General features: G+C 67.9%; 23 protein-coding genes and 1 pseudogene. 17 read left to right on the top strand and 7 right to left on the bottom strand.

The features are described from left to right. Positions 1–18: 18 nt before the first annotated feature. The 3 genes and pseudogenes from ABII15_RS35690 to ABII15_RS35680 all read left to right on the top strand — a co-directional run. A pseudogene (locus tag ABII15_RS35690) lies at positions 19–585 on the top strand (XdhC family protein); the annotation flags it as partial. Positions 586–666: 81 nt separating this feature from the next. Further along, positions 667–1,380, top strand: a complete 714-nt coding sequence (locus tag ABII15_RS35685; RefSeq protein ID WP_353946420.1) for an SDR family NAD(P)-dependent oxidoreductase — start codon at positions 667–669, stop codon at positions 1,378–1,380. Positions 1,381–1,568: 188 nt separating this feature from the next. Then, positions 1,569–2,333: an SDR family NAD(P)-dependent oxidoreductase gene (locus ABII15_RS35680; protein ID WP_353946419.1), complete on the top strand. Its 765-nt coding sequence runs from the start codon at positions 1,569–1,571 to the stop codon at positions 2,331–2,333. 63 nt (positions 2,334–2,396) lie between these two features. On the opposite strand, the gene ABII15_RS35675 is transcribed toward ABII15_RS35680, so the two are convergent. Next, positions 2,397–3,161 carry a glucose 1-dehydrogenase gene (locus ABII15_RS35675; RefSeq protein ID WP_353946418.1) on the bottom strand — a complete coding sequence of 255 codons (765 nt, stop codon included), beginning with the start codon at positions 3,159–3,161 and terminating at the stop codon, positions 2,397–2,399. A 96-nt stretch (positions 3,162–3,257) separates the two neighbouring features. Beyond that, on the bottom strand, positions 3,258–4,343 hold the full coding sequence (locus tag ABII15_RS35670) for an SMP-30/gluconolactonase/LRE family protein (protein ID WP_353946417.1): 1,086 nt from the start codon (positions 4,341–4,343) through the stop codon (positions 3,258–3,260). A 252-nt stretch (positions 4,344–4,595) separates the two neighbouring features. On the opposite strand from ABII15_RS35670, the gene ABII15_RS35665 reads away from it, so the two are divergent. Then, complete coding sequence (locus ABII15_RS35665) at positions 4,596–5,183, top strand: TetR family transcriptional regulator (RefSeq protein ID WP_353946416.1); 588 nt, start codon at positions 4,596–4,598, stop codon at positions 5,181–5,183. A 25-nt stretch (positions 5,184–5,208) separates the two neighbouring features. Here ABII15_RS35665 and ABII15_RS35660 read toward each other — a convergent pair whose 3' ends face one another. After that, complete coding sequence (locus ABII15_RS35660; protein WP_353946415.1) at positions 5,209–5,787, bottom strand: TetR family transcriptional regulator; 579 nt, start codon at positions 5,785–5,787, stop codon at positions 5,209–5,211. A 459-nt stretch (positions 5,788–6,246) separates the two neighbouring features. On the opposite strand from ABII15_RS35660, the gene ABII15_RS35655 reads away from it, so the two are divergent. The 8 genes from ABII15_RS35655 (at position 6,247) to ABII15_RS35620 (ending at position 13,687) form a co-directional block, all read left to right on the top strand. Then, the gene (locus ABII15_RS35655) at positions 6,247–7,536 is read left to right on the top strand and encodes an FAD-dependent oxidoreductase (protein ID WP_353946414.1); all 1,290 of its coding nucleotides are present in this window, start codon (positions 6,247–6,249) and stop codon (positions 7,534–7,536) included. A gap of 47 nt (positions 7,537–7,583) precedes the next feature. Beyond that, positions 7,584–8,138: an HtaA domain-containing protein gene (locus tag ABII15_RS35650; RefSeq protein ID WP_353946413.1), complete on the top strand. Its 555-nt coding sequence runs from the start codon at positions 7,584–7,586 to the stop codon at positions 8,136–8,138. Continuing rightward, positions 8,135–9,415 (top strand): alpha/beta hydrolase, encoded by a 1,281-nt coding sequence (locus ABII15_RS35645; protein WP_353946412.1) that lies wholly within the window; start codon positions 8,135–8,137, stop codon positions 9,413–9,415. The genes ABII15_RS35650 and ABII15_RS35645 overlap by 4 nt, the downstream gene beginning before the upstream one ends. Continuing rightward, positions 9,412–10,476, top strand: coding sequence for a hypothetical protein (locus tag ABII15_RS35640; RefSeq protein WP_353946411.1), 1,065 nt, complete (start codon positions 9,412–9,414; stop codon positions 10,474–10,476). Before ABII15_RS35645 ends, ABII15_RS35640 begins: the two co-directional genes overlap by 4 nt. Before the next feature lie 161 nt (positions 10,477–10,637). After that, on the top strand, positions 10,638–11,873 hold the full coding sequence (locus ABII15_RS35635) for a cytochrome P450 (protein ID WP_353946410.1): 1,236 nt from the start codon (positions 10,638–10,640) through the stop codon (positions 11,871–11,873). Between the two features lie 12 nt (positions 11,874–11,885). After that, positions 11,886–12,209 (top strand): 2Fe-2S iron-sulfur cluster-binding protein, encoded by a 324-nt coding sequence (locus ABII15_RS35630; protein WP_353946409.1) that lies wholly within the window; start codon positions 11,886–11,888, stop codon positions 12,207–12,209. 76 nt (positions 12,210–12,285) lie between these two features. Continuing rightward, complete coding sequence (locus tag ABII15_RS35625; RefSeq protein WP_353946408.1) at positions 12,286–12,711, top strand: nuclear transport factor 2 family protein; 426 nt, start codon at positions 12,286–12,288, stop codon at positions 12,709–12,711. Positions 12,712–12,859: 148 nt separating this feature from the next. Next, complete coding sequence (locus tag ABII15_RS35620; protein ID WP_353946407.1) at positions 12,860–13,687, top strand: SDR family NAD(P)-dependent oxidoreductase; 828 nt, start codon at positions 12,860–12,862, stop codon at positions 13,685–13,687. A 23-nt stretch (positions 13,688–13,710) separates the two neighbouring features. Here ABII15_RS35620 and ABII15_RS35615 read toward each other — a convergent pair whose 3' ends face one another. Further along, positions 13,711–14,292 carry a TetR family transcriptional regulator gene (locus ABII15_RS35615; protein ID WP_353946406.1) on the bottom strand — a complete coding sequence of 194 codons (582 nt, stop codon included), beginning with the start codon at positions 14,290–14,292 and terminating at the stop codon, positions 13,711–13,713. Between the two features lie 123 nt (positions 14,293–14,415). On the opposite strand from ABII15_RS35615, the gene ABII15_RS35610 reads away from it, so the two are divergent. From ABII15_RS35610 to ABII15_RS35590, 5 genes are all read left to right on the top strand, one after another. After that, positions 14,416–15,231, top strand: coding sequence for an SDR family oxidoreductase (locus ABII15_RS35610; protein ID WP_353946405.1), 816 nt, complete (start codon positions 14,416–14,418; stop codon positions 15,229–15,231). Between the two features lie 113 nt (positions 15,232–15,344). After that, entirely contained in the window at positions 15,345–16,274 is a 930-nt protein-coding gene (locus tag ABII15_RS35605; protein ID WP_353946404.1) for an SDR family NAD(P)-dependent oxidoreductase, read from the top strand. Between the two features lie 57 nt (positions 16,275–16,331). Next, the gene (locus ABII15_RS35600; RefSeq protein ID WP_353946403.1) at positions 16,332–17,009 is read left to right on the top strand and encodes an NAD-dependent epimerase/dehydratase family protein; all 678 of its coding nucleotides are present in this window, start codon (positions 16,332–16,334) and stop codon (positions 17,007–17,009) included. A gap of 80 nt (positions 17,010–17,089) precedes the next feature. Then, positions 17,090–18,106 carry an alpha/beta hydrolase gene (locus ABII15_RS35595; protein WP_353946402.1) on the top strand — a complete coding sequence of 339 codons (1,017 nt, stop codon included), beginning with the start codon at positions 17,090–17,092 and terminating at the stop codon, positions 18,104–18,106. 80 nt (positions 18,107–18,186) lie between these two features. Then, positions 18,187–19,299 carry an MBL fold metallo-hydrolase gene (locus tag ABII15_RS35590; protein ID WP_353946401.1) on the top strand — a complete coding sequence of 371 codons (1,113 nt, stop codon included), beginning with the start codon at positions 18,187–18,189 and terminating at the stop codon, positions 19,297–19,299. 88 nt (positions 19,300–19,387) lie between these two features. Here the strand turns inward: ABII15_RS35590 and ABII15_RS35585 are convergent, their stop codons facing one another. The 3 genes from ABII15_RS35585 to ABII15_RS35575 all read right to left on the bottom strand — a co-directional run bounded on the left by ABII15_RS35585 (position 19,388) and on the right by ABII15_RS35575 (position 23,697). Then, complete coding sequence (locus ABII15_RS35585) at positions 19,388–19,954, bottom strand: helix-turn-helix domain-containing protein (protein ID WP_353946400.1); 567 nt, start codon at positions 19,952–19,954, stop codon at positions 19,388–19,390. A gap of 419 nt (positions 19,955–20,373) precedes the next feature. After that, positions 20,374–21,132 carry an SDR family oxidoreductase gene (locus tag ABII15_RS35580; protein WP_353946399.1) on the bottom strand — a complete coding sequence of 253 codons (759 nt, stop codon included), beginning with the start codon at positions 21,130–21,132 and terminating at the stop codon, positions 20,374–20,376. A 1,410-nt stretch (positions 21,133–22,542) separates the two neighbouring features. After that, positions 22,543–23,697: a tyrosine-type recombinase/integrase gene (locus tag ABII15_RS35575; protein ID WP_353946398.1), complete on the bottom strand. Its 1,155-nt coding sequence runs from the start codon at positions 23,695–23,697 to the stop codon at positions 22,543–22,545. Positions 23,698–23,724 lie beyond the last annotated feature (27 nt).

Genomic DNA, 23,724 nt, shown 5'->3' with positions numbered 1-23,724 from the left:
GGTGGCGGGCCCCGAGAACTGTCCGTCCTCGTCCATGTGCCCGCTTCCCCGTCGCGCCTGCTCATCTTCGGCGCGGTCGATTTCGCCGCCGCGCTGAGCCAGGCGGGCCGGTTCCTCGGCTAACGGGTCACGGTGTGCGACGCCCGCCCGGTCTTCGCCACGTCCGCGCGCTTCCCGTACGCGGACGAGGTGGTGGCCGACTGGCCCCACCGCTACCTGGAACGCACCGAGGTGGACGCACGAACGGCTGTGTGCGTCCTCACGCACGACACGAAGTTCGACATCCCGCTGCTGCGGCTGGCACTCGGGCTGCCCGTCGGTTACGTCGGAGCGATGGGTTCGCGCAGGACTCACGCGGAGCGACAGCGCCTCCTGCGCGAAGTGGGCGTGTCCGCGGCACAGTTGGAGCTGTTGCGCTCGCCCATCGGACTCGACCTGGGCGCCCGTACGCCCGAGGAGACGGCGATCTCCATCACCGCGGAGATCATCGCCCAAGCCCACGGGGGCACGGGACGCCACCTGGCCTCCACCGACGGCCCGATCCACCGGACGCCACACCGGCCGACACCGGTCCCGGCCGCTTGAGCACACACCTTTCAGGCCACCCCGACGACGTACGGTCGACAACGCGCCCCACCCCTCCCCCACACACAGGAGCCGACCGACATGGCACTGATCCTCGTCACCGGCGCGTCCACCGGCCTCGGGCGCGACACGGCCGACGCGCTGGCCGACGACGGGCACGACGTGGTCATCCACGCCCGCCGTCCGGACCGGCTCACCGCCGCGGACACCACGGCCCGGTGGAAGGGCATCGTCACCGGAGACCTCTCCGATCTCGACGAGATCCAGGGTGTGGCCGGGCAGACAGGCGAGTTCGGCCGGTTCGACGCCGTCATCCACAACGCGGGAGTCATGGGTTCCCCCGACGCGGTCACCGTCAATACGGTCGCGCCGTACCTGCTCACCGCCCTGATGGACAAGCCGGCCACACTCGTCTACCTCAGCAGTTCCATGCACCGCACCGGCTCCACCGACCTGCGCGGACTCACCACAGGACGTGCCTCCTACGACGACACCAAACTGTGGGTCACCGCGCTCGCGCTGGCCCTCGCCACCCGCTGGGACGGAACATCGAGCCACGCGGTCGACCCCGGATGGGTCCCCACCCGCATGGGCGGAGCCGGTGCACCGGACGACCTGACCGCCGGACACCGGACCCAGACGTGGCTCGCCACCCACCGCGACGTGACGCCGTCCACCGGCGGCTACTGGTACCACCAGCAGCCGCAGGCACCCCGTTCGGCATGCCAGGACGAAGGATTCCAGACACGCCTCATCGACGCCTTGGAGCAGCACACCGGCGTGTCTCTCGGCTAGGGAGCCAGGTAGGTGGCGACCTCCTCCTGATGTGTGTCGTACAACACCGTCGCACCGTCGCGCGCCGGAATCGCTCACCCTTTTAGGCGCCGAAAGCCACTATGGCAGTCAGTGCCAAAAAGAGTTACCGTGAACACACCGGATCCAGTCGAGCGCGATCCGGGTCAGCACACGCAAGGGAGCACGTCATGACCACCACAGGCCTCTCCGACAAGACCGTCGTCATCACCGGTGCCGGCGCCGGCATCGGCCGCGCCACCGCGCTGCGGTTCGCGGCGGAGGGCGCGAAGATCCTGGTCGCCGATCTGAACGCGGAGAGCGCCAAGGAGACGGTGGGCCTCATAGAGAAGCAGGGCGGCACGGCTGTAGCCGTGGTGGGCGACCTGAGCCGGCCCGAGGTAGTCGAGGAGGTCGTCTCCACCGCGACCGACACCCTCGGAGGCCTCGACGTACTGGTGAACAACGCCGGCATCATGGACCGGATGTCGGCCGCGGCCGACACTGACGACGCCGAGTGGGAGCGCGTGCTGCGCATCAACCTCACCGCGCCGTTCCAACTGACCCGTGCGGCACTCCCCCACATGCTGGACCAGGGCCACGGCTCGATCGTCTTCACCGCGTCCGAGGCGTCCCTGCGGGGCAGCGCGGCCGGTGCGGCTTACACGGTGTCCAAGCACGGTGTCGCCGGACTGATCAAGTCCCTGGCCGTGATGTACCGAGACAAGGGCATCCGTACCAACGGCATCGCACCGGGCGGCACCGGGACCAGCCTGCAGGTGGACACCCAGGAAGGGGCACACGGCCCGGCCGTGCTCGGTTCCTACATGCACAACATCGGACGCGTCGCCGCAGCCGAGGAGCAGGCCAACGCCATCGCCTTCCTCGCCTCCGATGCCGCCAGCAACATCAACGGCGTCATCCTGCCCGTGGACAACGGCTGGTCGGCGGTCTGACCACCATCTGCCGGGCATGTGCGACGTGGCCGCACATGCCCGGCTTTCTGAGCAAGGTGCCTGTCAGAAGAGTGTCTTGCCCCCGTCAACCGGCACGAGGGCGCCGGTGATGAAGGAACTGCGATCCGAGCACAGCCAGACAGCGGCCTCCGCCACCTCCTCCGGCTGCCCGAGACGCCCCATGGGAATGGAACGGTTCATTCGCTCCTCCAAGGCTGGATTTTCCTCGATCGACTTCCTGACGAGATCCGTGGCGATGGGGCCGGGCAGGATCGCGTTGACCCGGACACCGGCACTGGCGTACTCGCCCGCGGCCGTGCGCACCAGGGAGTTCACTCCCGACTTCGACGCGGCGTACGCCGATGACCCTTGCTGGCCCAGCAGGGACGCAACAGAAGATGTCGCCACGATGGCCCCGCCGCCGTGGCGTTTCATGTGGTCGAGTTCCGCCCGCATGCAGTTCCACGTACCGGTGAGGTTCACGCGCAGGGTCCGCTCCCATGCGTCTGGTTCCAGGTCGCTGAACCCCTTCTGAGGCTGCCCGACACCCGCGTTGTTGTGAGCACAGTGCAGCCCGCCAAAGGTTTGTACGGCCGTGTCGATCAGTTCCGCCACGTCATCAGGATCGCTGATGTCACAGCGGCGGAAGACCGCCTCCCCGCCGGCTTCCCGCACGAGGTCGACAGTGCGGTTGCCGCCGATCTCGTCGACATCGGCGGCAACGACCTTCGCGCCCTCCCGGGCGAACGCCAGGACTGACGCGCGTCCGATCCCTGCCGCCGATCCGGTCACCAGAGCGACCTTCCCTTCAAGCAGTCGGTCAGTCATGAATGGCACTCCTCTTGCGGTGTTCGTTCTTGGTTCCTGCGGCTCCGCAGGAAGTTCACGGAGACGAGCCCCTGCGTCGTGGCAATTCCCGTCCGGTCAGAGGTGCGAGAACCGCCATCGGTCCGTGTCCAGTGCCTTGAATTCCTGGACCGTGGCCCCGTCCGTCCCGGAGCCCACCATGAACGCGCGTCGAGTTCCCGGCATGATGACGACACCCTGACGATCGAGTGCCCGGCCCTCACGCAGGCCCGGGACGACGACGTCCTTCACGCGGTTTCCGGCGCTGTCGATGATCCTCACCCGGCCGGTGCCACAGAGCGCCTGGTACACGTTGCCATCGGCGTCGACCTTCAACGAGTCCGGACCGAGGCCACCGGAGAACCTGGTGACGACACGAACACCCCCACCGATCGCGCCGAGAGTCTGCACCGCGGTTCCGTCGGGCGTGAGATCGATTTGGAGCAGGCGGTTCTCCAGCATTTCGGAGACCCACAGGCGTGTACCGTCGGGTGTCAGGCTGATGCCGTTCGGCCAGGCCAGACCGTCGACGATCTTCTTCGTCGACGTCAGGTCGGCCGTGGTGCGCATGACGCTGCCACTCTTGTCGACGGCGTTGCCCTTGAAGTCGTTCCAGTAGAGGTTGCCGTCACGGTCGAATTCCATGCCGTTCGGGTGGATGTGCTTGCCGTGAAAGCTCGTCAGAACCGGCCGCGCACTGGAGCCGTCGGCCGCGATGGCGAGGATCCTGCCCGCCCCGCCGACACCGAGGTCCCCGACGAAGAGGCGGCCGTCGGCATGGATCGCGCAGTCGTTGAGTACCATGCCCTTCTCCGCCGTGTAGAAGGTCGAGACCTTCTTGGTCGCCACCTCGATGCGCACCACCCGGTTACCTTCGGTGACGAAAAGGTAGCGATTCGAGCGGTCGAAGCACGGCCCCTCAAGCCCCGCGCCGGGGGTGTCGTTCACGGTCAGGAATTTCCGCGCGACGGTGGTGCCGTCCTGCTGTGCTCCGGTCGAGCCGGCGTCGCCAGCCTTTTCCTGGCCGCATCCGGAGAGAGCGGTGACAAGCAGCAGTAGCGTGCCGGCGAATGCGAGAGGCGCGGCGCTCCGGGCCCGATCGCCCGATCCGCGCAACCGCAACCGCCCGACTCTTCCTGTGGTGGCTCTCAATTCCCTTGGCATGCAACACCTTTCACGCATCATGCGATGGTCATGCTCATGACGGATTAGGGGACTGGTTCGGCTGCGAGCTCGGAGCCTACGAACACCCTGCGGGCGATGGCCTGAACAGCGTCAACAGAACGCATGACGCACGGGACACCCGACGGAGTCGGGGCACCGACCATGACACCGACCGCTTGCAACGGTTCGGTTACATCGGCCATGTTGCGCCCCGTGCGACGACAGTGTCAACCGAAGCGTTACATTGATGACATGCCCTACGACGCCGACGCCACCCGCGCCCGCATCTTCGACGCCGCGGTCGCCGAGTTCTCGGCCGTCGGCATCGGCGGAGCCCGCGTCGAACGCATCGCGGAACGCGCGCAGGCCAATAAAGCCCTGATCTACCGGTACTTCGGCAGCAAGGAGCGGCTCTTCGCCGCCGTACTCGCAGACAGGCTGAAGCAGCTCGTGGAGACGGTGTCGATCGATCCTGAGAGCGTCGCCGAGTACGTCGGGAACCTCTTCGACTATCACGTCACGCACCCGGAAATGATCCGGCTGATGATGGCCGAGGAGTTCCATTCCGGCATCGCCGACATGCCCGGACAGGAAGCGCGCTCCAGGTACTACAGCTCCAAGGCGCAGGCGGTGCGCACCGCACAGGAACAAGGCCGCGCCGACACATCGCTGGACGCCCGCAGCGTGGTGCTCGCCCTGACCGGACTGGTCTGCTGGTACTTCGCCGCGCCACACATTTCCCGCATGGTGCTGGACGAGGACCCCGGCGATCCCGCCGTCCTGGAGGCCCACCGCACTGCCCTGGTCGAAGCCGCCCGCCGGATCGTGCAGCCGGGTTGACCGCGACCGCCCAGGCGGGCCGGGGTCAGGGCAAGCGTCCGGTGAAGAGTTCCGCAGCCTGCCGGAAGCGCTCTTCGAGGTGGTCCAGGAGGTGGGGCTGTGGGTCCACCATCACGTTCTCGAAGCTCGCTTGGTCCGTGATGGCGAAGGCAATCGTGGCCCACAGCATCGGCCGGGGGTCCTTCACCGGGTCCACGTCGAGCCGTTCGGCGAGTATCGCCGCCACGCGCCGCACCCAGTACCGCTCCCGTTCGAAGTAGGCGGACGAGAGGCGGGGGGTCTCATAAATCATCCTCACGACGGCGGCGTCCACCCGGGCCCGTTCCCGCTCGGTCGCGGCCAGGGCCTCCATCAGCACCCGCCACGGAGGGTCGCCGGCGGGATGGTTGCGGACGTGCTCGTGCACGATGGGCGCGACATCGTCGAACAGGCTGATGACCGCGTCTTCCTTGGACGCGAAGTGACGGTAGAACGTCCGCTGCACGACGCCCACGCGGTCGACGATGTCGTTGATGGAGACGTTGTCGAAGCCCTGCGCCACGAACAACTCCACCGCGGTGCGCTGTAGTTCGGCACGGACTTCGAGCCGTTGACGTTCGCGCATCGAGAGACGGTTCACGCCCTGCCTTCCCTCGTGAGTTCCAGGATCACCACCGCCGAGGCGGCCCACAGCCATTGTGTCACGCGCACTTCAAGCCTCTTGATGACTGCGTGCCAGACCTCTTGTCAAGGCACAACCTCGACGTTAGCGTGAGCGCGCTCACTGACTTGATGCGCATGACTGACAGCAAGAGGGGCGTCGCAATGCCCGTGGTCACACGTCCGGCGATCGATCCCCCCTCCCGCACAAATTCGCAACACCGACCGCAGGCATCTGCCCGCCGTCGCGCCCCGAACGATCGGGTCACACGACCCGGGCGACGCAGGCATTCGATGACTCGATCCGATCGGCAGCGCCGATCCATCGACCGCATACACGACGCGCACCGCACCAGCGATTCGCCCCTGAACAGGACGGAGACACCCGCATGAGCACATTCGAATCCACCCGAGAGTGCACACAGTGAGCCCTGTCCCGACCTCTGCGGGGATCCTGGTCGTCGGTGCCTCGCAGGCAGGCGTGCAGTTGGCAGCCACCTTGCGCGAGCGAGGCTTCGACGGTCAGGTGACCCTCCTTGGAGCCGAGAACCACCCGCCTTACCAGCGGCCCCCGCTCTCCAAGAAGGCGCTACAGGAAGGCTTCACAGCTGAGTCACTGCACTTCCGCACCACGTCGTTCTACGAGGACCAGGCGATCACGCTCGCTCTCGGCCACCGCGTAGTGCGGATCGATCGCGGCCCGGACGGCTCGGGCATCGCGTGGACCGACACGGAGCAGGGCTTCGCGTTCGACCGTCTGGCATTGACCGTCGGCGCCAGGCCTCGCCGACTGCCCTTGCCGGGTGCCGAGTTGGCCGGCGTTCTGGCCTTGCGCTCCCTGGACGACGCGGCGCATCTCGGCAAGCGGCTTCGGGACGCGGAGCGAGTGGTGGTGGTCGGCGGAGGCTTCATCGGGTTGGAGGTGGCCGCGAGTGCGCGACTGCTGGGACGCGACGTAGCAGTGGTGCTCGCCGACGACCGGCTGATGGCACGCGCCGTCGGTCCGCTGACGAGCGACCTGTTCCTTGCCGCGCACCGTAGGCGCGACGTGGAGGTGCACCTCGCGTCCCGCCCGACCCGGTTCATCGGCGACGGGGCCGGAGCGGTCCATGCCGTCGAGCTCGATGACGGCCAGGTCCTCGCCGCCGATCTGGTCGTCGTCGGCGTCGGCGCGGCGCCCAGGACCGAGGTGGCCGAGGCCATGGGACTGACGGTCGACGACGGCGTCGTCGTCGACGAACGTTGCCTTACCTCCGACGGCTTCACCGTGGCGGCGGGGGACTGCGTGCGGTGCCCCACGCCCATCGGCGCACGAGGTCCGGCTCAGGTGCGCTTCGAGTCGGTCAGCACCGCGATCGAACAGGCGAGGGTCGCAGCAGCCACGTTGCTGGGCGGTAGGGACACCTACCGTGCCGTGCCGTGGTTCTGGTCCGACCAGGGCACGTTGAAGCTGCAGGTGGCCGGACTCCCCGACGGCCACGACCGCACGGTGGTGCGCGGGTCGGCCGAGGAGGAGAAGTTCTCGGCATTGTACTACCGCGGTGACACTCTGGTCGCCGCCGAGTGCGTGAACAGGCCGGCCGACTTCATGGCGGTACGAGCGGCGCTCAACGCCGGGCTCACCATCGACGCCTCAGGAGCGGCCGATCCGGCGACTCCGCTGAAGACCCTGCGCCGCGAGGTGCGTTCGGCCGACGAGGGAGCACCGGCATGACGAAACCGACCGGGTCCGCGGCACAACACGGGACCGGGAGCTCAAGCGTGAGCGGCTCGACTACGGGACTGCTGTGGAGCGTCAAGAGCAGCTTTCTTCGCTACATCGCGACGATGGCGGACGGCCGCTGCTCCGCTACCGACGGAGCCGATGCTGTGCCCTCCCAGGACGGCGGGCACGGCCGGTTCCGGTTCGTCCTCGACAGCGTCGAGGACAAAGGCACCACGGTGACGGCGCGTTTCCGCGGCGACGTCCGCTTCAGCGGACATCACGGACTGCTGTTCGTGCGTCTCGCCGACCCGGTCCTCACCTTCGACGCCTCCGGCAACGGAGTGCTCTCGGTGGCCGGTGCCGACGGGCCGGGGTATCTGCCGCTGGCGCGGCTCACCGTGACCGCCGCCGAGGCCGGCCGGTGGCGCGGTACCGAGGTCCGGCTCACCGACTCCGGATCCGACATGTTCGGCGGCGTCTACCCGCAGCGGGAACCGTTCGACGATCTCGTCCTCGACCTTCCGACACCTGTCCGCCTCTCCTCCGAGCCACCACCACCGTCCGCCGGCGTCCGGCCCACTACGGCCCCATCGACAAGGAGCAACCGATGACCTCCACTTTCCAGCACGACAAGGTGCTGACCGCCCTCAGGACCGATCCCGAGCTGACCTATCTGGTGCGCGGCTGGACCGCCACTGTGCGGCTACGTCGCGGCGACACCGCCGACGACATCACCATCGTCGACGGGAACGTCACCGCGTTCGCCCCGGCGACCGACACCGAAGCGCAGGTGCTCATCGCCGGCACCGACGAAGGCTGGTCGAAGCTCCTCGCGGGCGACCCGGCGACCACGTTCGCCCTGAGCGCCGGCGGCGACGACACGCTGCGCGTGGAAGCCGACCTCTTCACCCAGCAGGCACCATACGGACGTGCCGTGCGCCGACTGGTGCGCGTGCTGCGCCGCGTGCAGGGCACTCCGGCCGCTGAAGTCGAGCTGCGGGAGGACCCGTTCGCCGCGTCCGACGTCGCCGTCGGACGCTACGTACGCTTCGAGGTCGAGGGTGTGCGGTACCGCGTGTACTACGAGGAGGCCGGGCAGGGTGTGCCGCTGCTGCTGCAGCACACGGCCGGTGCCGACTCGCGCCAGTGGCGCAGCGTCCTCGCCGATCCCGAACTGCAGAAGTCGTACCGGATGATCGCCTACGACCTGCCGTTCCACGGTCGCTCCCTGCCGCCGACCTTCGGTGCCCGCTGGTGGGAGGAGCCCTACGAGCCGGGCCGCGAGCTCATCATGAAGTGGGTCGTCGCGTTCAAGCGGGCCCTGAGCCTGGACAAGCCCCTCCTACTGGGGGTCTCGGTGGGAGGGCAGCTCGCAGCCGACATCCTCGCCCACCACGGCGAGGAGTTCGGCGGGGCCGTCGCGATGAACGGCACCTACCACAACGACATCATGGCGTCCTTCGACAACAGCCCCTTCAACGACCCGCGTATATCGCGCGAGTACTTCGCTTCCCTGATGTATGAGTCGACGTCGCCCCTGGCGCCGGAGCCCCTGCGCCGCGAGAACGAGTGGATCTACGCCAGTAACGGCCCCGGCGTGTACAAGGGCGACAACCTCTACTACTCCGGCGAGCACGACCTGCGGATCGACGGGCACTTGATCGACACGGCCCGGACGCCGCTCTATGCGGTGGTCGGCGAGTTCGACCCGGTCAACGGGGCGCCGGGCGGCCCCCAGGAGATCGCCGAGCACATTCCGGGTGCACGCTTCGCCGTACTCCCCCAGCTGAGCCACTTCGCGATGTCCGACGACCCGGTGCGGTTCAATGCCGCCATCAAGCCGATCCTCGACCAGGTCGTCGCGGACAACCGCGGAGCGGACGCGTGAGCGCCGGGACACAGCAGGCCGGCGCGTGGCCGACGACATGCAACGCCGAGCGGCTCCAGCGATTCCGTACGTCGCGCGACCGCGGTGTCGCGTGGCTGACCGCACAGGTGGGTGAGGACGGCACCCCTGCCGGCAGCGATCTGGCCAACGCCTGGTGGCGGGCTCCGTGGGCTCTGGTGGTAGGAGGGGCGCCCGATGTCGCGGCCCGGATGATGGGCTGGATCGAGCGTACGGCCCTGGACGACGACGGCTCCTTCCGGCCCGGACGCTTCGACGCCCCGCCGGGACACAGCCCCGTTTACCACCTGTCGCCGGTCGCCATCGCCGCCTGGCTGCTCGGCCGGTATGACACGGCGAAGAGCGTGATGAGCGCGATGGCCAGGCACACCGACCCCGTCACCGGCGGTGTGTACGAGTCACGCGCCCCCGTCGACGATCCGGTCCAGGACACACTGATGACCTCGCAACTGGGCATCTCCGCACTGGTGAGCGGAGACCGCGAGGTGGCCGACGGCGTCGCGAGGTGGCTCATCGCCACCTACGACGACCAGACCGAACTGCCCGACCGCTTCTACAGCAGCCGTCGCCACGGCAAGCTCGTGACGGAGTTCCCGCCCGCACAGTCCTTCTCCCGCGTACTCGACTTCGGCCGACCTCAACAGCCGTACTTCCAACCGGGCATCGCGGCCGCGTTCCTGGCCGGGTACCACCAGCAGACCGGCGACGAGACGGCGTGGAACCGCGCGCGCCGCTACCTCGACATCACCACCGGCGGCGGTGATCTTCAGTTCGACGACGCCACGTCGGTGCAGGTCTGCAAGTTCGGGTGGGGCGCCGCTGCCGCCTACACGGTGGACGCGGACCCGGCACTGCGGCCCTGGGTCGTGCGCATGGGGGAATGGTTCGTGCGGCGCCAGGAGAGCGACGGTTCCTGGGCCCCCGCGTCGTTCATGTCGCCCGACCCCGGTCCGCTGGACTTCTACTGGAAGACCGCCGAGCACGTGATGGAACTGTCCTACGTTGTCGCGGCTCTGGAAGCGGTTCCTCTCGACGACCGCTGAAGGCCATCGGGCGGCCTCGGAAACCCAGCACCCGGCACGTAGCCAGGCCCTCTGTTCCGAGCCCAAACCCGTTTATCAACCGGCACCACCTCTCACAACGATCAAGGCGCACGGCTGCCGCGGGGTGCGACGGCCTTGGCGCAGAGTGGAGAAGCGAGCCCATGACGATCACCACACGGCCGACAATGGACTTCGACCATTTGTCGGAGCACTACCGCCACAACTGGGTGCGGATGGCGGCTGATCTGCACGCCGGTCCGCAGCCCATCGCCTGGACCGAGCACCACGGCGGCTACTGGGTCGTCGGGTCGTGGGACGCCGTCAACCAGATCGGCCAGGACTGGGAGACGTTCACGTCGTTCAACGACATCGAGGGCACCGGCAACGGTGGCCGCGGACAGCTCATCCCGCCGAACGCCTACCGTCTGGACCTGGGCGAGTCGGACCCGCCGCTGCACACCGAGCGGCGACGCCTCGAGGTCCCGTTCTTCACCCCGAAGGCTCTGCGCCGGTGGCGTCCGATCGCGCGGCAGTACGCCATCGAGGCACTGAACGAGATCATCGAGTCCGGGACGTGCGACCTGGTCCGCGACGTCATCATCCCGACGACGGCACGCACGACTCTGTACGTCACTGGCTATGAGGGCGACAACTGGGAGGACACGGTCGCCGTCGCCCACCGCTCGATGCTGCCGCCGGACCACACCGACTTCCCGATGCAGGAACTCGGGCGGATGCGCGAGAGCTTCCGCGACCACCTCACACAGCGCCGCGCAGAGCCGAACGGCGACCTCATCTCCGCACTCGCGACCGGAACCGTACAGGACCGCGAGCTGTCCCAGGACGAGGGCGAGAGCATGATGAATGCCCTCGTCTTCGGCGGTTTCGACACCACGACGGCGACGATCGTCAGCGCGCTCCTCCTGCTCGACGAGCACCCCGAACACCGTGAGCGGCTGGTCGAGGACGAGCGGTTCCGCAAGAACCTCGTGGAAGAGGTACTCCGCCTGTGCCCGCCGCCGTCCGGCATGGCCCGCACCGCGGTACGTGACGTCGAACTCCTCGGCCAGCGGATCAGCAAGGGCGAGTCGGTCTTCATGTGGCTGGCCGCCGCCAACCGCGACCCCGGCAAGTTCCCGTCGCCGGACACCTTCGATCCCGACCGGGACAACGCCGGGGACAACGTCGCGTTCAGCACGGGGCACCACCGGTGCCTCGGCTCGCCGCTGGCAAAGGCCGAGGTCTCCGACTTCCTCGAGCTGGTCTGCCGTGAGCTTCCGGACCTCTCCATCGACCGCGACAGCATCGTCCAACAACCCGCCCAGGGCGGCGAGAACGGCTACCAACACATGCGTGTGACCTTCCGGCCGGGCAAGCCCCTCGACCTCGAGAAGTAGAGGACCGAACACATGACGAAGATCGTCTACACCGCCCACGACGGCGGCTCCACCACTATCGAGGCACAGCCCGGGGACTCGGTCATGCAGTCGGCCACCCGCAACGGCGTGCCCGGCATCACCGGCGAATGCGGCGGCGTCCTCTCGTGCGCGACCTGCCACGTGTTCGTCGACGACGGTGACCTGGAGAAGCTGCCCCCGATGTCGGATCTCGAGGACGAGATGCTGGACGGCGCCGCCGTCGACCGCGAGCACAACTCGCGTCTGTCCTGCCAGATCAAGGCATCGGAGGAACTCGACACCGTGCGGGTGAGCACGCCCGAGTACCAGGAGTGACTTCGAGTCGCCGGGTGCGATGCGCCCCACGCCAGGACCGGTCAGATCAGTCGAAGCAGAGAGAAGGGCAACCGTCATGACGGACCAGCTCGATGTCATCGAGACTCACAGCAGGTACTGCCAGGCGCTCGACGGAGGGGACGCGGACAGCCTCGTCGCTGTGTTTACTGAGGACGCGTCCTGGACCTGCGGCCCCATGGGGACCTACCGGAACCATGACGGCATCCGTGCCTTGTGCAAGCTGACCGCCGAGGTCAGCGGCGGGGCTGTGTTGCACACGACCTCGAACCACGTCGTGGACGTGGACGGCGACACGGCCCGGCTGCGTTGTTACCTCACGGGCATCTCCTGGGACCAGGCGGCCGGCGTCGGTCCCCACGTAGGCGGCGCGGGCCGCTACGACGTCTCCCTGATCCGCCAGGGAGACACGTGGAAGATCCGGAAGATGGACATCTACCTCTTCGACGACCCCCAAGCCATGGACGACCGCTATAAGGCCTGATCACTCCGCTCCGGCCCAGGTGTTGCGGGCGATGGCTCGCCACACCTGGGCTCGGCCCGCCGCCGTACCCGTCGGCAGCGACACATCTCGCAGACCGCATGCCAGGAATGCCGCTCCGTCCAGCCTCAACCCCTCAGTAGGTGAAGCCATGGCAGAGAAGACCGTTCTGATCACTGGAGGCAGCGACGGCATCGGCGCCGCCGCGGCCCGCCACGCCGTCGGCCGCGGCCACCGGGTCGTGATCGTGGGCCACCAACGGGCGAAGGCCGAGGCGCTGGGTGAGGAACTCGGTATCGATCACTACGTGGCGGACTACGCCGAACTGGCACAGGTCCACGCACTCGGCGAGACGCTGCGCGACACCTACCCCCGGATCCACGTACTGGCGAACAACGCCGGCGGGATCATGGGCGACCGCGAGCTCACCGTCGACGGCTATGAGCGGACCTTCCAAGTCAACCATCTCGGCGGGTTCCTGCTGACCCGCATCCTGCTGCCCAACCTGATCGCGAGCAGGGCCAAGGTGCTGCAAACCTCCAGCGTCGGCGCGAAGGCCCTCAGCGACCTGCACATCGACGACTTGCAGAACGAGCACAAGTACTCGCCGATGAAGGCTTACGGCGATTCCAAACTGGCGAACATTCTCTTCACCGCCGAACTCGACCGGCGCTACCCGGGCCAGGGCATCTCAGCGGCTGCCTTCCATCCCGGCAACGTGGCGAGCAGCTTCGGGGACTACACGAACAGCAGGCTCATCAGGCTCGCCTACAAGACGCTCAGGTGGACCCTCATCACCCCTGAGAAGGGTGCCGACACCCTCAACTGGCTCATCGAGGAGGAGCCAGGCAGTGCATGGGAAAGCGGGCGGTACTACTACAAGCGCAAGCCGGCCGTGACTTCCCCCCGTGCCTACGACGCCGACCTCGCGGCGCAGTTGTGGGACCGCAGCGTAGCCCTGGTGTCCCTACCCGGGTGACTCCTCCCGCCCTCGCCCTCCGGTCAGGGTGCGAAGGAAGCCACTCCGGCGCCCGCCTGCTCCAAACACGTAGTCAGCCGCCGGAGGTAGGTGTCGAAGTCCTCGTCCGCCCGCCAGTTCTGGTACGCCGTGGCGGAAGCCGCCAGCGCCAGGTTGAGCTGCAGGGTCGCGGTCATGGCGTCCTCGTCGCCGTCGACCTGGGCGAGGATCCAGTTCTGCAGATCCGTACGGAGCTGTTCCCCTGATGCCTGGCTCGCCCGGGCGAGGGCCGGCGTCTGTGTCTTGAGGCGGCGCATCAACGGCATGCGCTCCCGCAGCCCCTCATTGACCTCGACCAGGACGGCGGTCAGCGAATCCCACAGCGATTCGCCCGGGCTACGGGACTCCAGCAGCGCACGCCAGCGATCACGTGCTTCAGGGTCTTGGTCGAAGACGACCGCTTCTTTGCCGGCGAAGTAGTTGAAGAAGGTGGCTCGTGACACGTCGGCGGCTGCCGCGATCTGCTCGATCGTGGTCGCCTCATAGCCCTGCTCCTCGAACAGGCGCAGCGCGGCGCCGCTGATGGCGCGCCATGCCGCCAGCTTCTTCCGTTCCCGCAGGTTCATCGCACCTCCTTGCCGCATGTTACTTCCTAGACGCATCGAACTTTAGACGAGTCTAGAAATCTGCGTTACGGTGGAGACAGCGCTTGAGCGCACAGCCGTCAGGAGCATGTGAAGGGTTTTCCCATGAGCAAGATCTGGTTCATCACCGGCGCGTCCCGCGGCTTCGGCCGCTCCTTCGCCGAGGCGGCACTGGAGCGCGGCGATCAGGTCGCCGCGACCGCCCGCAAGGTCAGCGCGCTGGACGACCTGGCCACCAAGTACGGCGATGCCGTCCTGCCGCTGACCCTCGATGTCACCGACAACGCCGCTGTCCAGGCCGCGGTCTCCGCCGCGCACGAGAAGTTCGGCCGGCTCGACGTGGTCGTCAACAACGCCGGCTACGGCCTGTTCGGCGCGATCGAGGAGGTCACCGAGCAGCAGGTGCGCGACCAGTTCGAGACCAATGTGTTCGGTGTCTTCAACGTCACCAAGGCCGTGCTGCCGATCCTGCGTGCGCAGGGCAGCGGCCACATCGTCCAGGTCTCCAGCGTCGGCGGCGTCACCGCCTTCCCGCACACCGGTGTCTACCACTCGTCCAAGTGGGCGGTGGAGGGCATGTCCGAGTCCCTCGCGGCGGAGGTCGCCGGGTTCGGCATCAAGGTCACCCTGGTGGAGCCGGGCGGCTACGCCACCGACTGGGGCGGGTCCTCGGCCGTGCACGCCGAGCCGAACCCCGCCTACCAGCCGCTGCGCGACCTGCTGGCCGAGCAGCTCAGCAGCACCGAGTACGGCGACCCCACCGCCGCCGGCCAGGCGCTGCTCAAGATCGTCGATGCCGAGAACCCGCCGTTGCGCGTGTTGTTCGGCAGTCACATGGTCGACACCGTGAAGCATGTCTACGGCGAGCGACTCAAGGGCTGGAGCGACTGGGCCGACCTCTCGCAGGCAGCCCAGGGCTGACCCACCCGCGTAAGCACCCGGCCGCCCCGCCCGGCCCGAGTGAGGGCGAGGCGGCCGGGGCCAGGCCCTGGGGGGGGGAGCTCCCTGAAGTTCACGGACGGAAAGGCAAGATCATGTCAGGCAAGACCGCTGCCCCTCGGTGGACCGAGAACGACGTCCCGCGGCAGGAAGGCCGCGTCGCGGTCGTCACCGGTGCCAACAGCGGCCTGGGCCTCGAGACCGCGAGGGTCCTCGCCGAACACGGCGCGCACGTCGTCCTTGCGGTCCGCAATCTCGACAAGGGCCGCCAGGCCGTCGAGCGCATTACCGCCCGCGTACCCAAGGCAGACATCAGTCTTCAGCGCCTGGACCTTGCGTCTCTGGAGTCGGTCCGTGACGCGGCCGGTGAACTGCGCGCCGCACATCCCAGGATCGACCTGCTCATCAACAACGCCGGTGTGATGTACACGCCCCGGCAGAAGACGCAGGACGGCTTCGACATGCAGTTCGGCGTCAACCACCTCGGTCACTTCGCGCTGACCGGTCTGCTGCTGGACGCACTGCTGCCCGTGCCGGGCTCCCGGGTGGTGACCGTCAGCAGCTTCGGCCACCGGATCCGCGCCGACATCCACTTCGACGACCTGCAGTTCGACCGCTCCTACAACCGCGTCGCCGCCTACGGCCAGGCCAAGCTCGCCAACCTGATGTTCACCTACGAGCTCCAGCGCCGCCTCGCCACGCAGGGCACCACCATCGCCGCGGCGGCCCACCCCGGCGCCGCCGCCACCGAGCTCCAACAGAACCTGCCCGGCCCCTTCCGCAAGACCGCGGATCTGCTTCTGCCGCTGTTCACTCAGAACGCCGCCATGGGCGCATTGCCCACGCTGCGGGCGGCCACCGACCCGGCCGTGTCCGGTGGCCAGTACTTCGGTCCGGGCGGAATGGGAGGAACGCGCGGCTTTCCCAAGGTGGTTACCTCCAGCGCCAAGTCCCACGATGTGGTCGTACAGCAGCGTCTGTGGGCCGTGTCCGAACAGCTCACCGAGGTCAAGTTCCCCGTCTGACCCCGCAGAGCGCGGTGGCTCCGCGGCACAGCAGCACGACGACAGAAGAGGATCACTGTGCGCATCATCATCTTCGGCGCCACCGGCATGGTGGGCCAGGGAGTCCTGGAGGCCTGCCTGCGCGACGAGGCGGTCACCGACGTCCTCGTCGTCGGCCGCACACCCACCGGACGCGACCACCCCAAGCTCCGCGAACTCCACCACGAGGACTTCACCGACTTCACCGCCGTCCAAGACCAACTCGGCGGCTACGACGCCTGCTTCTACTGCCTGGGCACCTCCGCAGCCGGCATGAAGGAGCCCGCCTACCGAGTGGTCTCCTACGACTTCCCCCTGGCCGCCGCCCGCGCCCTGCTGGCCGCCAGCCCCGACCTGGCGTTCTGCTACGTCTCAGGTGCGGGCACCGACGGCACGGGCAAGACCCGGATGATGTGGGCGCGGGTGAAGGGCGAGACGGAGAACGCCCTGCTGGAACTGGACCAGAGGTCCTTCATGTTCCGCCCCGCGTTCATCATGCCGCTGCCCGGCACCAAGGCGAAGACCAAGTCCTACGTCCTGCTCTATCGCGTGGTCACTCCGCTCTATCCCCTGCTCCGGCGCATCGCACCGCGGTACGTCACCACCAGCCTCCAGTTGGGACAGGCCATGATCCAGGCCACGCGTAGCGGCGCACCCCGCCACGTCCTGGAAACGGCCGACATCAACGAACTCGCAGCCGCCCGGCCGGCCATGTGACCAGCGGCCCCAACCTCCGATCTTCGCACCGCTCTTGGGGCCGGAACACCGCCGGCAGCCACAACCCGCAAGGAGTCGACATGACAACCTCAGTTTCCGACCCCGCCCGTACTCCCGTCGGACCGCCTCCGCCGTTCGACACGGAACTCGCTGCCCCGCTGGCTGCGATCAACGAGGTCCTGCCGCCCAACGCGTTCGCCGATCCGGCCAACCTCGCGTTCCTGCGCCAGGGCATGGGCGCGGAGCCGATACCGGAGGAAGTGTTCACTCGGGACGGTGCCTTCACGGTGGAGGAACGTACGGTGCCGGGGCCCCTGGGCGCCCCGGACATCTCCCTGCTGATCTGCCGGCCCACCACTTCGACGACCCCCACCCCGGTGATCTACCACACCCACGGCGGCGGCATGATCAGCGGCAACAACCGCGGTGGTGTCCCCGAGTTGTTGAACCTCATCGACGGGCTGGGCGTCGCTCTGGTGTCCGTGGAGTACCGGCTCGCCCCCGAGACCCCGCACCCCGGACCCGTCGAGGACTGCTACGCCGGTCTCGTATGGACCGCTGAGCACGCCGAGGAACTCGGCTTCGACCCGCAGCGCGTCATCGTGGCCGGAGCCAGCGCCGGTGGCGGCCTCGCTGCCGCACTCGCGCTGCTGGCCCGCGACCGCGGCGGCCCCGCCTTGCTCGCGCAACTCGTGATGTACCCCATGCTCGACGACCGCAACGACACTGTTTCCGCCCACCAGATGGCGGACCTCGGCGTGTGGGACCGCGCGTCCAACGAGGCAGGCTGGACCGCGCTGCTGGGCGAGGCGCGCGGCACCGACGACGTCTCCCCCTACGCCGCGCCCGCCCGCGCCACGGACCTGTCCGGGCTGCCGCCTGCGTACATCGACGTCGGCTCCGCCGAGACCTTCCGCGACGAGGCCGTCACGTACGCGAGCCGCATCTGGCAGGCCGGAGGCCAGGCCGAACTGCACGTGTGGCCTGGCGCCTTCCACGGCTTCGACCAGATGGCCCCGGACGCGGCGGTCTCCCGGGACGCCTGCGCGGCGCGTCTCCCCTGGCTCCGCAGGATCCTGGCAGCCGACGGCAAGTAGGGCAGCAGGCGCCGGGGCGGCCCACACCGCCCCGGCGAGCAAGCGGCGGACGAGGATCGGTGCACGCAAGGACGGATGGGATGACGAAGAGAAGTGCCCTGCGCGGAGCGGCCGCTGTGGCGGCCCTGATCGGCGCGGGAGCCATGGCCTTCACGGCCAAGGGTGTGATGGGCGCGCTCGGCGCGGCCCCGGCCGGGGAACGGGCGGACCGTGTGCGCCGGTCTCCGCAATACCAGGGCGGCGCCTTCCTCAATCGGATTCCGACCGAGACCCTGGTGCAGGGGCAGGGCCTGCGCATGACGCGGGAATGGTTGCTCGGCCGTCGCCGTCCGCCCGGGCCCGTGCCGGTGGTGGCTCCGGCGCCCGTCGCCGAGCCGGGTCCTGACGGGCTGTACGTCACCTGGTACGGGCACTCCTCAGCCCTGGTCGAGATCGAGGGGCGCCGGGTCCTGATCGACCCGGTGTGGAGTGAGCGCTGCTCGCCCGTGCCGCTGGCCGGGCCCCGCCGTCTGCACCCCAACCCGGTACCACTCGCAGGGCTGCCGCGTCTGGACGCCGTGGTCATCTCCCACGACCACTACGACCACCTGGACGCACCGACCGTCCGGGAGCTGGTACGTGTGCAGTCGGCACCGTTCGTGGTGCCCCTCGGCGTCGGCGCGCACTTGGAACGCTGGGGTGTCCCGGCCGACCGGATCGTGGAACTGGACTGGGACGAAAGCGTCACCATCGCCGGTGTGCGGCTCACCGCCACCGAAGCCCGGCACTACTCCGGCCGCGGCCCCGCCCAGAACAACACCCTGTGGGCATCGTGGGTCCTGGCCGGCCCGAACAGGCGCGTCTTCTACAGCGGCGACTCCGGCTACTTCCCTGGCTACGCTGCCATCGGCAGGGCCCACGGCCCCTTCGATGTCACCCTCATGCAGATCGGTGCCTACGGGGAGAACTGGGCGGACATCCACATGACGCCGTGGGAAGCGGTCGCAGCGCACCAAGACGTCCGTGGCGGCCTCCTCGTTCCACTGCACTGGGCCACCTTCGACCTGGCCCTGCACGACTGGGCCGAGCCCGCGGACCTCGTCCTGCGTGCGGCGAAGGAGGGCGGCGTTCCGCTGGCCGTCCCGCGCCCAGGCGAACGTGTCGACGTCGACACCCCGCCCGAGGTCGACGGCTGGTGGCAGCATCTCGCCTGAACACCCGCACGGACGACCGGCCCGCCGACCCCGCTCCCCCTCTAGGACCGCCGAACCGGCCGAGCGCGACGCGCAGGTGCTTCTGCGCTCAGCAGCCCAGCCCTTCAGCGGCGATGCGCATGGCCCGACGCGCCATATCCTGATGGGCCGATGAGGCGGCGACACCTTCGGACAGCTGGGACAACGCCCAGTCCTCGGAAGCTGTGCGCAGGGCACCGTTGATCATCGAGGCCCTGACCCGCACCTCCAGACTGTCCCTGGGCAGGCCAAGCCGCTCAGCTATGACGTCGGCGAAGACGGCCTCGGCCTCGTGGTGCACCTGCAGCCAGACCGCCAGGATCGTCGGCTCGCTCCGGGTCAGGCGAATCAGTCCGCGCAACGCCGCCAAGCCCTCCGCATCAGGTCCTTCGCCGCCCGCCGGGAAGTCATCCTCGATCGCCGAGACCAACTGTCGGTCGGCCGGGAGTTCGACGAGCCGCCGAGCGATCCTGTCCAGTTCCCGGGTCAACAGCGGGCGCACGCACTGCTCCTTGGACGGGAAGTACCGCCACAAGGTCCGAGGCGAGATGCCTGCCGCCTTCGCGATGTCCTCACCGGACGTCGCCTGGACTCCTTGCTCCGTGAACAAGCGGACCGCCTCGTAGGCGATCTCCAACCTGGTCGCGTCCTTGCGACGCTCAGTCAGCGGCGGACGTCCCGTCCGACGGCCCTCCGTGCCCGACGTCGATGAGGACGTTACGTCCTCCGGACGAGTGCGCGGGGCCATCACTGTTCCTCCTCGGATCACATCCTGAAGCACCGCCGGGGCCCCTCGCAGATCACGCCGCTCTTGCCGTCCCGAGCCACCATGGCAGTGAACGCCAAAAATACCGTACGCCAGCCTCGGAGGGTCACGATACGACTCGGCCTACGCAAGCACCGCCACCTCCCGGCACCACCGCGCGCCGAAATGGGAACCGGACAGCCGTCACCCCAGTCAAGCTTCTGATGGCACCGCGGCGGGACAACGAAGCCTCTCTGGCCGGTCGGGCCGAGGGTCATTGCGCGAAGCACACCCTTTGGAGGCCGCCACTGTCAGACGCTGAAGCCACCGACTTCGATGCGCTGGGCGGTGACGCGATGCATGCCACCGGACAGGACTGCCGCGACGGTGGAGCCGATGTTGTCAGGGGTGCCGATCTCACCGAAGACGCTCATCTGCCCCATGCCGACCTGGACGTTCTCGTCCTTCATCAAGCCGCCGCCGAAGTCGGTGGCGGTTGGGCCGGGGGCCACCGCGTTCACGGTGATGCCGCGCGGCCCGACCTCGGCAGCCAGATGACGGGTGTAGACCTCGACGGCGCCCTTCATCATCGCGTAGCCGCCGGCGGCGGGCGCGGTGACGCGAGTGAGGCCGGAGGAGATGTTGACGATGCCGCCGCCGTCGTTCATCAGCGGCAGGAGCTTCTGGGTCAGGAACACCACACCCTTGATGTGGACGTTCGCCATGGCGTCGAAATCATCCTCAGTGAGGGCGGCGAACGGCTTGGTGATTCCGATGCCGGCGTTGTTGACCAGGTAGTCGAACGTCTCGCGGCCCCAGTTGTCCTTCAGCGCGGCGCGGATCTGCTCGACGGAGGCGTCGAACGAGCTGGTGTCGCCGACGTCCTGCTGGAGGGCGACAGCCTTACGACCGACGCCCTGGATCGCCTTGACGACGTTCTCGGCCTCCTGGGTGTTGGAGCGATACGTGACGATCACGTCCTGGCCCTCTTGGGCCAGCGCCAGGGCGATGGACCGACCGATGCCACGGCTGGAGCCGGTGACGATTGCGATCTTGATGGTGTCGGACATGAGGACCTCCAGTTGCCCATACCAAACGGTTCGGTTTGACTCTACAGGCGTACGTGCTCACTGCCAAACCGAACGGTTCGGCTAGACCGGTTGAGGCGCGCAGCCTCTTGCAGCAGGCATCACCGCCGCCACCAGCGCCCGCATCATTTGCACCGCGGCAGCGAGGTCTCACCGGGATGCGATGACACCTAGTTCGGGGGGCCGAGGGCCGTAACGCGGAAGCATCAGCCCACGTGCACTGGGACGGCCGGAACGCCGACGCCGGCAACCGCATCGTCGGCCGCGACGACCGACCTGGTCACCGCCTCCGGCGTGTCCGACAACACGACCGGCTTCAGCCCTCAGCCCCGGGGACGTCGCCGCCCACCCCTGCGTGACACAGGCGTGGGTCGACGCCCGCCATCGCGTCACCACCATCAACACGGCATCCGCCTCGGGACCGGCGTCCACACAGTGCAACGTGCCCCGCCAACAAAGGATTCACGACCGCCCCAAAGACGGTGGGCCACCGAACGCAGCACAAACTGACCCCTGACGCACCGTCAGAGAAGTCAGCAATGAGTCAGCATCAGACCCGCCACGGTGCGACTAGGACCGCTATGAACCGCCAAGGTCAAGCAAACGTCCCTACTGCTCTGAGCTGCGTGAACGCCGGTCAGAGGTCTCGCTGCTAAGATCTCTTCAGCTCCCGTGAAGATGGTGCACAACTTGACGACTCCATTGGCGTTGGGGAATTCCGTAGCCGCGCGGTTACGTCTGATCGTATTCGTCGCTGCCATCCTCACCCTCGGCCGCGTGGGCCCGGGTTGTGCCTGGAGCGGCCCGAGTAGTAGCCCCAGGCGTAACAGCCAGAACTCGACGGCCGCGCCGGCGACTGGGGCGCAGGCGTCGATGATGATCTACAGAGGCAGCGGCGCCCCTTCCTTGACCTCCGAGACATTCTTCCGCTCGAGCGTGCTGTCAAGGTAGTACGGGCCTTTCGGGCTCTTCCTTGACTTCCCGCCCCCCACTACGGCGCCCACAGGTACTGCTCAGGCCTTCCCGGCGGTGCACGCGGTTGCGCCTACAGGGAACCCGCATGACGCAAGCGCCTGCGCGATTCCATATCACGCTGTCTCGGTCTCTCCAAGTCACTGCTCGGACCGACACTGTTCTCCCTCGTCGATCCTGGAGGTCCAGTGCGCCCACAGTTCATGGATGCCAAGCAAACCGCTGAGTACCTAAACATGTCCGTCACCTGGGTCTACCGCGACGCGCCCCGGATGGGCCTGGCCGCCTACAAATTTGGGGCCGGGCGGAACGCCAAACTGCAATTCAAGATTTCTGACGTGGACACGTGGGCTCGACAACAGCGTCTCGGCTGAGGCCGCAGCGGTTCCGAAGCGTCGTGGCTCCGGAACCGCCGCCATCTCATGCAGCCAACGTCATGTCGAGGACCTGGGCCGCCTTCCCGATCGACCCGGGCATCAGATGCCGGTAGATCTTGAAAGTAACGTCGATGCTCTTGTGCCCCATCCATTCCGCGACGTCCGTGATCGCGAGGCCGTTGGTTAGGCAGTTCGATGCGAAGAAGTGACGGTAGCCGTAGATCACCATCCCCTCTGGAATTTCAACCTCGACCGCTGCCTTCATGCGCTTCCACTGGTTCGACAGTCCCCAGTGGGGATACGGCTTCGCCGCGTTGGTCGGCTGGCGCAACAGATACCCGTCGACCGTGCCGTACTTCTCGGCGTACCAGTCGATCGTCTCCCGGACTCGCGCCGGCAGCGGAACGTCGCGGTACTCCCCCGTCTTCCGATGCTTCAACGGCCCGTACTTGCCCGTCGCCTGGACCACCTGCTCGTTCACCCGGTAGACGTCGTCCGCGACGATGTTCTTGAGGTTGACGGCGGCCGCCTCCCCGTTGCGCAGTCCGCAGCCGCTCATCAGGTCGACGAGCAGCGTGAAGGCGTCGTCCCCGGCCATGCGGTGCGCCCGCAGCTGCTCCAGCGAAGGGATCACGGCCCGGTCCGGGTCGTACTGCGGAGCCTTCACCCCGTCCAGAGGGTTGTCCGCGTACAGGCCGAGCCGATGGGCGTCGAGCAGGATCGCGCGCACCTTGTCGAAGGCGTTGGCCTGCGTCGCCAGGCCCGTCTGCGCCTGCTCCATGGACCGGATGAAACCGTCGACCACCTTGTGATCGAAGCTCAGCATCTTCCGGCTGCCGATCGCCGGGAAGACGTGGTGCTCCAGGAGCGAGTCGAGGTGGCGGATCGACCCGGCGGCCAGGTGACGCTGCCCTCCCTTCCACTCCATCGCGTACTCCTCGAAACGCATGGCGCCGTACTTCGCTATGCGCTCCGCCTTGGCCTGGGACCCCGGCCGGCGCCTCTTCTCGTTGTAGATCTCCGTCAAACGGTCGATCGCGTCGTCCTGCCTCGCGAAACCGGCCTCCTCGGTCTGCTGGCCTCCCGCGTTGCGGTAACGGATCTTGTACGCGTGCGGGCACTTCGACCACCGGGACTCGGGGTGCTCACAGTCCCTGAAGAAGGTGCCCATACCGCGGGTGAGCTTGCGTGCTGCCATGTGGTGCTGACTCCTCGGCGTCCGATG

The organism is Streptomyces sp. HUAS MG91 (genome assembly GCF_040529335.1).
Taxonomy (GTDB): Bacteria; Actinomycetota; Actinomycetes; order Streptomycetales; family Streptomycetaceae; genus Streptomyces; species Streptomyces tabacisoli.
Note: the sequence above shows the minus strand (reverse complement) of the source record. Positions and strands in the feature narration are given on the sequence as shown.